The organism is Paenibacillus sp. FSL K6-1230 (assembly GCF_038002385.1).
Lineage (GTDB): Bacteria > Bacillota > Bacilli > Paenibacillales > Paenibacillaceae > Paenibacillus > Paenibacillus massiliensis.
This window is the reverse complement of record NZ_JBBOCK010000001.1, coordinates 807143-819245: the sequence shown is the minus strand read 5'-3', so window position 1 is coordinate 819245 and position 12103 is coordinate 807143. Positions and strand designations below refer to the sequence as shown.

Sequence of the window (12103 nt, the reverse complement as noted above, 5' to 3'; positions counted from 1 at the left end):
AGATCAGCATACGGCTTTGTTTTTTATCTAACTGAGCTTAACTATATAAATGAGCTGTTATCTAAATAAGCTTTTTTATCTAACTGAGCTTTATTTATCTAATGACAGTAAATACCTAGTTCCTAATACCTCGACTGGATATGATTACTGGTGATAATGATCAGCAGCTCTACACTTCTATTGGATCGAGTTCAGGTACTAATTAATAACACTGGCTTCCTCAGATCAACATATTGAACAGATTCTCGTTCTTATTGAGCTCCGTATACTGGATACCTCTCCGATTCATCCGATCAATCAGTGGGAAGTAATCCTCCTTGTACATCAGCTCAACGCCGACGAGAGCAGGGCCATTCTCCTTATCATTCTTCTTGGTATACTCGAAACGGGTAATATCATCATCCGGTCCCAGCACCTCCTGCAGGAATTCACGAAGAGCACCCGCCCGCTGCGGGAAGTTAACCATGAAATAATGCTTGAGGCCTTCGTACATCAAGGAACGATCCTTAATCTCCTGCATCCGGTCAATGTCATTGTTGCCGCCACTGACGATACAGACGACCGTCTTGCCTTTAATCTCATCCTTGCAAAAATCCAGTGCAGCCACAGGCAAAGAGCCAGCTGGCTCTACCACGATCGCATTTTCGTTATATAGCTCCAGAATGGCCGTACAAGCCTTGCCTTCAGGGACCTTCACAATGTCATCCAGTACACGTGTACAGATATCATAGGTGAGCTCTCCAACACGTTTGACGGCGGCTCCATCCACAAATTTGTCGATCTGATCCAGTGTAACCACTCCGTTCAAGCGCATGGCCTCACTCATCGAAGCAGCTCCGAGCGGCTCAACGCCAATGATACGTGTGGCCGGACTGACCGTTTTGACATAGGTTCCAACGCCAGCTGCGAGTCCGCCCCCGCCAATCGTCACGAACACATAGTCTGCCGGCATGCCCAGATCCTCCAGAATTTCCATGCCTACGGTGCCATTGCCAGCTACAATCTTCGGTTGATCGAAAGGATGAATAAACGTCATACCATCCTCATTACAACGCTTGATCGCCTCCGCATATGCATCATCGAAGGTATCGCCTGTAAGAATGACCTCTACGCTCTCTCCACCAAAGCGGCGGACCATCTTCACCTTCTGGTTAGGCGTAGTGCTTGGCATGTAGATCTTGCCCCTAATGCCCAGCGCATTACATGAGAACGCCACACCCTGCGCATGATTTCCTGCACTGGCACAGACGATCCCCTTCTCCATTTCCTCTGGCGTAAGACTGCGAATCATGTTGTACGCACCACGAATCTTGAAGGAGCGCACCACCTGCAGATCCTCCCGCTTCAAATACACTTCACAGCCATATTTTGCCGACAATACAGCATCACGCTGTAACGGCGTCTTGACAATCACTTCACGCAGCATATGATGCGCGCGAATAATATCCTCCATACCCACGGTAGGTACATCCGTCCGGGGACTATCTGCTGATTTCATATGCTCACTCCACACTCCGTTAAGCTGGTTCTATAGTTTGTACCGATTATCATACCACGTTTTGGGTCGAATTGCGCGGGCTGCGAGCGGTAACTACGCCAGATTGAGCATTAGGCCGAGCTCCTGCTAACCTAATAGCATAACAGCGACCCTCACATGGAGAATCGCTGCTATGGGAATCAATATTCTAAGGTTAAATAAGCCTTGTATTTGTTGATTTATATTGTATTTGTTAATTTACATTGTATTAGTTAAATTGCTTTGTACTCGCTAATTAGCTGCAAGTGAGCTCATTGGCTTACTCAGCAGAACCATATTGTCGTGCGAACCAGGCTGCTGCCGCTTCAACCTCTGTACGAGTAAGCTGATGACCATTTCGTTCCCAATGAGTCTCCACCTCAGCCCCTGCTCCTGTGAGGAGCTCCTCCAGCTCTCTGGAGCCCTGTGCCGGAATCAACGGATCATTCTCCCCTGCTCCAATGAATACAGCCGTACCCTTCAGATCAGGAAGCTGGATATCACGTAGCGGCACCATTGCATGATGCAGGATAGCACCACGAAGAGCATCCTTGTCATGGAAGAGCATGCTGGCTGCAATGTTGGCACCGTTGGAGTATCCGATGGCAATTACGTTCCGGCGATCGAATCCGTACTTCTCCGCAGCTTCATTAATGAAGTCAGACAGCTCGTGTGTACGGAAGACCAGATCCTCCAGATCGAACACCCCTTCTGCAAGACGTCGGAAAAAGCGCGGCATGCCATTCTCCAGCACATTCCCGCGTACACCTAACACGGAGGACTCGGGCGAGATCATATCCGCCAAAGGCAGCAAATCTTGTTCGTTACCCCCTGTGCCATGCAGGAGCAGCAATACCGGAGCCTCTTGATTCGTACCTTGCTTGAAAATATGCTTCATAAATGATAACCTCCTAGGTTGCTTTTATTTTTATATTCATTGTGAAGCTTTGACTAGATCACTTATAACCTCATCACTTATAACCACTACAAAGACTTAAACTTAAACTCAGAATCAAAATTTATTTCTAAATTAAGATTCTTATTTTTGTTATATTATAAAATACTTTTCTACATTCTGCAATCCCCCTTCTGCTTATTTCATGCACAACTATTTTGTTTCCACACCGGTGCACTTTTGCCACACTACCATCAACTAAATTTTCCCCAATCGAGACTGCTCCCATCCTTGCCACACCTTAATCAATGTAAAAGCTGTACAGCCTAAAAAGGATCTCCCTCAGGTCATCGACCCTTAGGAGATCCTTCATACTACAAAGAATTATTACAATGGCTTTATTGCAATGCTTTGAGCGCAATATCCGTACGCTGATGCTTACCTTCGAAGGTAATGCGCTCTGCCTGCTCATAAGCCTTGGTACGTGCGGCAGCAATATCTGCTCCCAGGCCGACGACACCGAGTACGCGACCACCATTCGTGATCCACTCGCCTTGCTCGTTGACCGCTGTCCCCGCATGGAATACGATGCCATCCTCCACCTGATCCAGACCATGAATCGCAATTCCTTTTGGATAAGAGGCCGGATAACCACCGGAAGCCAGTACGACACAGACGGCAGCCTCATTCTTCCACTGAATATCCACCGAATCCAATGTACCGTTCACCGCAGCCAGGAAAATGTCCAGTAGATCTGACTTCAGGCGCGGCAACACCACCTGTGTCTCCGGATCTCCAAAACGTGCATTGAACTCAATCGTCTTCGGTTTCCCATCAGGTGAGATCATCAGTCCCGCAAAGAGCACACCGCGAAACGGCCTTCCTTCCGCCACCATAGCCTTTGCTGTCGGCTTGATGATGGTCTCAATCGCCTCTTCGATAATACTGTCGGCAATATGAGGCAGCGGAGAATAGGTCCCCATTCCGCCTGTATTTGGACCCTTATCGCCATCATAGGCCGGCTTGTGATCCTGGGCAGCGACCATCGGACGTACGGTCTCCCCGTCCACGAAGGCCAGAATCGACATCTCCTGGCCAGCCAGGAACTCCTCGATTACCACCTGATCACCAGAGCTGCCGAATACCTTACCTACCATCATATCGCTGAGCGCCTGCTCGGCTTCCTCCAGCGTCTGAGCGACGACGACCCCTTTACCAGCTGCCAGACCATCAGCCTTGATGACTACGGGTACTGACTGCTCACGCAAATACGCGAGCGCCTCTTCATACTGATGGAACTTGCGATAAGCAGCCGTCGGAATATTGTATTTATGCAGCAGGTCCTTCATGAAGGCCTTGCTGCCTTCAATCTCAGCCGCATTTTTTCGAGGGCCGAACACCGGAATGTTATGGGCCTCGAAGACATCGACAATCCCTGCTGCGAGCGGATCATCCGGTCCGACTACTACGAGTCCGACTTGTTTCTCCAGGGCATAGGCTGCCAGACGCTCGAATTCAAATACACCGATCGGTTCACACTCCGCCAGCTGTGCAATACCTGCATTGCCCGGTGCACAGTAGATTTTGCCGACCTGTGGACTTTGGCTGAGCGACCAGACTATGGCATGCTCCCGTCCACCACCGCCAATAACGAGTATATCCATGCTCTGCTAGACCTCCTGGTTATCCTAGTGCTTGAAATGACGGACGCCTGTAAATACCATGGCAATTCCGTATTCATTAGCTACCTTGATAGACTCCTCATCCTTGATTGAGCCACCTGGCTGAATGACCGCCGTGATTCCGGCTTTTGCTGCCATTTCGAGCGTGTCTCCCATCGGGAAGAAAGCATCCGAAGCCAATACGGCGCCCTTCGCTTTGTCACCCGCTTGCTCAATCGCGATCTTGGCTGCACCTACGCGATTCATCTGCCCAGCGCCGACACCTACAGTCATGTTATCTGCTGCCAGTACGATGGCGTTGGATTTCACATGCTTAACGACCTTCCACCCGAACAGAAGCTGCTTCAACTCTTCCTCGGAAGGAGCACGCTCTGTTACGATCTGAAGAGCCGCTGGTTCTAGCGCATGCACATCACTTTGCTGTACGACCATACCGCCTTCGATCGAGGTCACAACATAGCGACTTTCTTGGCTACTCTCGCTGGACAGCTCGCCCATGTCGAGCAGACGGATATTCTTCTTTTGTGTCAAAATATCAAGCGCTTCCTGTGTAAAGCCTGGGGCTAACACAATTTCCAGGAAAATCTCCGACAGTCTCTTCGCTGTATCGCTGTCTATAATCCGATTCGCCGCTACGATGCCGCCAAAGATCGAGGTCGGATCAGCTGCATAAGCCTTGCTGTAGGCTTCAAAGATACTGCTACCAATACCCACACCACATGGATTCATATGCTTAACGGCAACCACAGCAGGCTCGCTGAATTCCTTCACGATCTGCAGCGCAGCATTCGCATCATTGATGTTGTTGTAGGACAGCTCCTTGCCGTGCAGCTGCTTGGCTGTGGTCAGTGTGCCGTTCGCCGCAAGCGGCTCTCTGTAGAAGGCTGCTTGCTGATGTGGATTTTCGCCATAACGCAGATCCTGAATTTTCTCATAGGTCACAGTATAGCGTTCGGGCAGTGGGTCACCCGTTACGTTGGAGAGATAGTCAGAGATTAGAGCATCATATGATGCGGTATGACGGAACACCTTGGCCGCAAGGCGCTTACGTGTATTCAATTCGGTGTCTCCACCGCCACGAATCTCGTCCAACACCTGGCTGTAATCATCTGCGTCGACAACAACCGTGACGAATGCATGATTTTTGGCAGCTGAACGCAGCATGGTAGGCCCACCGATGTCGATATTCTCGATAGCGTCCTCATAGGTCACGTCTGGCTTGGCGATCGTCTCAGCGAACGGATAAAGGTTCACAACCACGAGATCAATATAGTCAAGACCCAGGTCACTCATCTGACGCTGATGCTCCTCATTGTCACGTACTGCCAACAGGCCGCTATGAACAGCGGGGTGTAGTGTCTTAACCCGTCCGTCCATAATCTCCGGGAAGCCAGTTACATCCGAAATACCGATGACCGGGATTCCTTCCTTCGCTAACAGGCTGCTGGTTCCCCCTGTTGAGATGATTTCTACGCCCAAGTTGGACAATTCACGGCAGAACTCAACGATTCCGCGTTTATCCGATACACTGACCAATGCTCTTTTTATAGCCACGCTTCGCTTCCTCCTTTTGGTAATTCGCAACTTAGCGCTTCCTGACGAAAGGCTGTTCGTTTATTTCCCGAGAAATATCATTTCCTGCGTCTCATCATTCGACGAGCATTTTGTTTCATTCTAATAAGGACTATTTATCCGCTGCCTCATGCGCTCTGGCAACCGTTACTTTGCGTCCATCCAATTGCACCAGTCCCTGGGCAAACCAGGATACAACCAGAGGATATAGCTTCACCTCAGCCGCATGGACAGATTCAGCAAGGGATTCGACCGTATCATCTGGATGTACTATTACAGGCTCCTGAGCAATGATCGGCCCAGTATCCATACCGCCATCCACGAAATGCACCGTCACTCCCGTCCACCGCACACCGTAGCGCACAGCCTGCCCCACTGCATCCTTACCTGGAAAAGCAGGCAAAAGCGATGGGTGGATATTGATGATTCGGCCTTCGTATCGCTCCACAAGTATCGGCGAGAGCAGTCGCATATAGCCTGCCAATACAATGAGATCCACTCCCCTGTTGTCTAGGATGTTGGCGATCTCTTGCTCGTAGGCTTCTTTGCTGGCATACTCCTTGGGTATGAAGGTGTGGCAGGAAATCCCCTCCGCCTCGGCACGCTGTACGACACGAGCCCCAGGCTTGTCACAGACCAGCAGTTCAATCGTGGCTTGCAAAGCTCCTGTTCGAACAGCATTTGCCAGAGCCTGAAAGTTCGTACCTTCTCCAGAGGCAAATACAGCTATACGAAAGGACTTCATTTTACTTCCGCTCCGGTAAAGGTCACCTGCGCTGCCCCTTCAGTCACACGGCCAATAATGTAGCCTGTCTCCCCAGCTGCACGCAGTTGCTCCAGGGTAAGAGCCGCATCCGCTTCATCCACGACGAGCACAAGTCCGATCCCCATATTGAAGGTCGTGAACATATCACGATTGGATACCGAGCCTTTCTCCTGAAGAAGACGGAAGATCGGCAGAATAGGCCATGAGCCGTACTGAATATCCACATTCACATGCTCTGGCAGCACGCGCGGAATGTTCTCAATGAAGCCACCGCCGGTAATGTGTGCCATTCCTTTGACCTTCACCTTCTCCAGCAGGGACAGTACAGGCTTCACATAGATCTTGGTTGGCTCCAGCAGTACATCCCCCAATGTACCACCCAGTTCAGGAAGCTCGTCCTGCAGACGGTAGCCTTCTTGCTCCAACAGCAGCCTGCGCACCAGGGAAAAACCGTTGCTGTGCACGCCGCTGGAAGCCAGTCCAATGACCGTATCGCCAGGAGCAATGGAAGTGCCGTTAATAATCTTATGCTTGTCCACGATACCAACAGTAAAGCCCGCGATATCGTATTCGCCCTCACTGTACATGCCAGGCATCTCTGCTGTCTCTCCGCCGATCAGTGCACAGCCAGATTGATGACAGCCCTCTGCAATGCCGGCTACAATGGCTTCGATCTTCTCTGGAATGACCTTATCACAGGCGAGATAATCGAGGAAGAACAGCGGCTCTGCTCCCTGCACGACAATATCATTTACGCACATGGCCACGGCATCAATACCGATCGTATCATGGCGATCCATCGCGAAGGCAATTTTGAGCTTCGTACCGACACCATCTGTGCCGGATACAAGTACCGGCTCCTCATATTTATCCTTATTCAAGCCGAACAAGGCACCAAAGCCGCCCAGATCAGTCATGACCTCAGGACGAAACGTACGCTTAACGTGCTTCTTCATTCGTTCGACAGCCTCGTTACCAGCTGCTATGTCGACACCAGCCTGCTTGTAAGCATCGGACACTAGGGACCCACTCCTTATCAGATATCAAAATGTGCAACCTTACTTTCGCTTCAGCTCGCGGGAAGCTCATGGCTTCATTCCATTAATTCATTCGATTGATTTATTCCATTGATACTTTTTATTGATTCAGTTCATGACCCATGTTAATACCATAAAGCAATGTAAGGCCGATCATTCATGATCTGCTCAGCTTATGAGGCCCCGCCTTCATTTCCAGATCAGATCATGACCCCCGGCACAACACCTGAATTAACAGCTACACCCGAACTTCTCTTCACCGTCGAAGCTGACATGAGTCGGGTAATCATTGTCGAAGCAGGCCATACATAACCCACCTTTGTAATCCTGCTGATTATATCCGCCGACCGCCTCAATTAACCCCTCCGTACTGAGAAAATGTAGGGAATCGGCGTTAATCTCCTCCCGAATCTCCTCAATCGTCTTGGAGGAGGCAATCAACTCCCGGCGGTCTGGCGTGTCAATGCCATAGAAGCAAGGGTTCTTGAACGGCGGTGAAGTAATACACACATGCACCTCAGTGGCCCCAGCATCACGCAGCATATTCACGATCCGGCGCGACGTCGTTCCCCGCACGATGGAATCGTCAATCATGACGACCCGCTTGCCCTCGACGACTCGGCGTACGGCACTCAGCTTCATCTTGACGCCCTGCTCACGCAGCTCCTGGCTCGGCTGAATGAAGGTCCGCCCTGTGTACTTGTTCTTAATCATGCCGAGCTCATAGGGAATGCCTGTCTGCTCTGCATAACCAATCGCCGCCGAGATGCTGGAGTCGGGAACACCCGTTACCACATCGGCATCGACGAACGACTCAATAGCAAGCTGGCTGCCCATACGCTTACGCGCCGCGTGCAGGTTGGCCCCGTTGAGATCCGTATCCGGACGGGCAAAATAAATGTACTCCATCGCACACAACGCCTTGCGGTGCTTGCCATGATCGAAGCGGTCCTCACGCAGGCCGTCCTTATCCAGCACCAGCAGCTCTCCAGGCTCAATATCGCGTAATAGCTCAGCACCGATCGTCTCCAGGGCACATGTCTCGGACGCGAATATATAGGCATCGCCCAGCCGCCCCATCGTCAGCGGACGCAAGCCGTGCGGGTCAGAGGCTACGATCAGCCGATCATTCGTCATAATCAGGAAGGCGAAGCCGCCTACAATCTGCCGAAAAGCATCCTTGGCTGCTTCCACCAGATCCTTGGAGGAACGGGCGATCAGATGTGCCACGACCTCCGTATCGCTGGTCGTCTGAAAGATCGATCCGCTACGCTCCAGCTCACGTCGAATCTGGATCGCATTGACAATATTTCCGTTCGTCGCTACAGCGAGATCGCCATCACGATACTTGAATACGAGCGGCTGCGCATTCGTCAGCTTACTATCACCGCTGGTCGAATAGCGGACATGTCCGATCGAGATATCTCCTGTCAGGGAAGCCATCATATCCTTGTCGAATACTTCCTTGACCAGTCCCATGCCGCGGTGATAACGAAACTCTCCGTTGTCGCTGACACACATGCCAGCACTTTCCTCTCCGCGATGTTGGAGAGCATGAAGCCCGTAATAGGACAAGGAAGCGGCCTCAGGGTGACGAAACACCCCGAATACGCCGCACTCCTCCTTGAGCTTGTCGAGTCCTTCCTTGCCCGAGCCTTCATTATAATAATCGCCCGTCCATAATGTCTTCGCCTGAATGTCCTTCCCTGTCATGAGACCACTCATGCTTGCATCAGACATGGAATGGCATCCTCCCACAGTTGCTTGAGGCCAGCTACGGGCTCGGCTACAGCAGGTTGTCCGTTCACTTCAATATTCAAGGCTGTGCCTTCCGTCCGTCCAATCACAGTTACTGGAACATCCTGCTCACGCAAGTAGGACTCCAGAGCAGCTACCTGCTCAGGTGCAGCAGATAGCAGAATGCGTGATTGGCTCTCGCTGAACAGCGCCAGATCTGCACGTAATGCAGTCTCAACATTCACTTGGGCCCCGATGCCCCCGCTAATGCAGGATTCGGCCAGTGCTACAGCTAGACCGCCCTCAGACAAGTCATGCGCTGAGCGAACCAAGCCCTGCTGGATAGCACCTAGTACTCCCTTCAGCAGCTTCTGCTCTGTGGCCAAGTCGAGCATTGGAGGTCTACCTTCAGTCACACCATGTACGACAGCCTGGAACTCACTACCACCAAGCTCTGCCTGCGTAGCTCCCAGGAGCAGGATGACGTCACCCTCGGCTTTGAAGCCTTGCGTCGTAATGTGATCCGTATCATGCACAAGTCCGACCATACCAACGACAGGTGTCGGGTAGATTGCTCCCTTGGTATTCTCATTGTACAGACTCACGTTACCGCCAATGACAGGTGTATCGAGCACACGGCAGGCCTCTGCCATGCCGTCTACGGCTTTTTCCATCTGCCAGAAGATTTCTGGCTTCTCCGGGCTACCGAAGTTCAGATTATCCGTAATGGCAAGCGGCTCTGCTCCCGAGCAGACGATATTACGTGCAGCTTCGCTGACAGCAATCTTGCCGCCCATTTCCGGGTCCAGATAGACGTAGCGCCCGTTGCAATCCGTGGTCATCGCCAGTCCCTTGCGTGTGCCATCAATCGTAACTACAGCCGCATCTGAGCCAGGACGAACCGCTGTATTCGTGCGAACCATGTAGTCATACTGCTCGTAGACCCACTTCTTGCTTGCTACACTTGGAGAAGAGAGCACCTGCTTCAAGGCTGCACCGAGCTCCTTCACTTCTGCGTAGCTGGATGTATCCACCTTAGCCTGCTCTTCATAATATGCCGGCACTGAAGATGGCTTATCATAGATCGGGCACTCATCCACCAGCGCATTGACTGGCATATCACCGACTACCTCACCATGATGATATAGACGCAGACGGCCATCATCCGTCACCTTGCCGACCTTCGCGCAGATGACGCCCCAACGTTCGAAGATCTCTCTGGCTTGAGCTTCATCCTTCGGCTCCACTACGAAGAGCATCCGTTCCTGGGATTCCGACAGCATCATTTCATATGGGGTCATGCCTTCCTCACGCTGTGGCACCTGATCGAGATACAGTTCTAATCCGTTACCAGCCTTACTCGCCATTTCCGCACTGGAGCAAGTCAGACCCGCTGCACCCATGTCTTGAATTCCCAACACAATACCGCTATCAATCAGCTCCAGACAGGATTCCATGACCAGCTTCTCCATGAACGGATCACCGACCTGCACCGCTGTACGCTTCGCTTCGGATTCTTCCGTCAGCTCTACTGAAGCGAAGGTTGCTCCATGAATGCCATCCCGTCCCGTCGGGGGACCGACGTAGAAGACCGGGTTACCTACACCTTTGGCAACACCACGCTGGATTTTGTCATGATCAATCAGGCCAACACACATCGCATTTACAAGCGGATTGCCTTCATAGGCCTCGTCAAAGACAACCTCTCCGCCTACTGTAGGAATACCGATACAGTTACCGTATCCTGCAATACCAGATACTACATGCTCGAACAGATACTTCACACGATCGCTCTCCAGCTTGCCGAAGCGCAAGGAATTCAGCACCGCAACGGGTCTGGCTCCCATAGAGAAGATGTCACGGATAATGCCGCCTACGCCCGTAGCTGCCCCTTGGAAGGGCTCAACCGCTGAAGGGTGGTTATGGCTTTCAATCTTGAACACGACGGCTTGGTTATCTCCGATATCGACGATCCCTGCACCTTCACCAGGTCCCATCAGAACACGAGGACCGCTGGTCGGAAAACGACGAAGCAATGGCTTGGAATTCTTGTAGGCGCAATGCTCAGACCACATGACGCTGAATACGCCAATCTCGGTATAGTTAGGCTTGCGACCCATAAATTCACAGATCAGCTCATACTCACTGTCGGATACTCCCATTTGCTGATACAGCTTATGCTCAGCGACCTGCTCAGCTGTCGGTTCTTTAGCGGATACTTGCTGCGCCATGCTGATCCCTCCATGCGTTCAAAATCGATGTAAACATACGTTTGCCGTCCTCTGAGCCCAGCAGGTTCGAAGTAGCACGCTCCGGGTGAGGCATCATGCCCACAACATTGCCGCGCTTGTTGCTAATGCCTGCGATATCGGCCAAGGAGCCGTTCGGATTGTTAGTATACGTAAATACGATCTGATTATTGGCCTTAAGCTCCGCCAGTGTCTCTTCATCACAATAATAGTTGCCTTCACCATGAGCAATCGGAATGACGATCTCCTCGCCCTCGGCGTAGTCGCGGGTGAATGGCGTACGGTTATTCTCGACCTTCAGCACCGTGTCATGGCATAGGAATTTCATCGAACGATTCCGCAGCAACGCTCCTGGCAGCAATCCAGCCTCGGTCAGGATCTGGAAGCCATTGCAGATGCCGAGCACATACTTGCCTTGCTCCGCTGCCTCAGCTACTGCACTCATTACAGGAGCAAAACGCGAGATCGCTCCGCAGCGCAGGTAATCCCCGTAGGAGAAGCCTCCAGGAACGAGAATGCAGTCATACTGCGAGACATCAGTCGCCGTGTGCCATACATAATCTACGGGTTCACCCAGCGCAACCTCGACAGCCTTATAGCAGTCAATGTCACAATTGGAGCCCGGGAACACCAAAACAGCAAATTTCAT

9 protein-coding genes are annotated in these 12103 nt (G+C 51.6%); all 9 read right to left on the bottom strand.

From position 1 onward, the window contains the following. Nucleotides 1-220: 220 nt before the first annotated feature. Nucleotides 221-1498, bottom strand: a complete 1278-nt coding sequence (gene ilvA, locus MKX74_RS03625; protein ID WP_025677471.1) for a threonine ammonia-lyase IlvA — start codon at nucleotides 1496-1498, stop codon at nucleotides 221-223. 298 nt (nucleotides 1499-1796) lie between these two features. Continuing rightward, nucleotides 1797-2414, bottom strand: coding sequence for an alpha/beta hydrolase (locus tag MKX74_RS03620; protein WP_341177527.1), 618 nt, complete (start codon nucleotides 2412-2414; stop codon nucleotides 1797-1799). 395 nt (nucleotides 2415-2809) lie between these two features. After that, nucleotides 2810-4075 carry a phosphoribosylamine--glycine ligase gene (gene purD, locus MKX74_RS03615; RefSeq protein WP_341177526.1) on the bottom strand — a complete coding sequence of 422 codons (1266 nt, stop codon included), beginning with the start codon at nucleotides 4073-4075 and terminating at the stop codon, nucleotides 2810-2812. Nucleotides 4076-4099: 24 nt separating this feature from the next. Further along, nucleotides 4100-5647, bottom strand: coding sequence for a bifunctional phosphoribosylaminoimidazolecarboxamide formyltransferase/IMP cyclohydrolase (purH, locus tag MKX74_RS03610; RefSeq protein WP_341177525.1), 1548 nt, complete (start codon nucleotides 5645-5647; stop codon nucleotides 4100-4102). 130 nt (nucleotides 5648-5777) lie between these two features. Beyond that, nucleotides 5778-6410 carry a phosphoribosylglycinamide formyltransferase gene (gene purN, locus MKX74_RS03605; protein ID WP_018885377.1) on the bottom strand — a complete coding sequence of 211 codons (633 nt, stop codon included), beginning with the start codon at nucleotides 6408-6410 and terminating at the stop codon, nucleotides 5778-5780. Next, nucleotides 6407-7450: a phosphoribosylformylglycinamidine cyclo-ligase gene (gene purM, locus MKX74_RS03600; protein ID WP_341177524.1), complete on the bottom strand. Its 1044-nt coding sequence runs from the start codon at nucleotides 7448-7450 to the stop codon at nucleotides 6407-6409. Before purM ends, purN begins: the two co-directional genes overlap by 4 nt. 249 nt (nucleotides 7451-7699) lie before the next feature. After that, nucleotides 7700-9208 (bottom strand): amidophosphoribosyltransferase, encoded by a 1509-nt coding sequence (purF, locus tag MKX74_RS03595; RefSeq protein WP_018885379.1) that lies wholly within the window; start codon nucleotides 9206-9208, stop codon nucleotides 7700-7702. Next, nucleotides 9190-11436, bottom strand: a complete 2247-nt coding sequence (purL, locus tag MKX74_RS03590) for a phosphoribosylformylglycinamidine synthase subunit PurL (protein WP_341177523.1) — start codon at nucleotides 11434-11436, stop codon at nucleotides 9190-9192. Before purL ends, purF begins: the two co-directional genes overlap by 19 nt. Continuing rightward, a complete protein-coding gene (purQ, locus tag MKX74_RS03585; RefSeq protein ID WP_018885381.1) occupies nucleotides 11414-12103 on the bottom strand; it encodes a phosphoribosylformylglycinamidine synthase subunit PurQ in 690 nt (229 codons plus the stop codon). The genes purL and purQ overlap by 23 nt, the downstream gene beginning before the upstream one ends.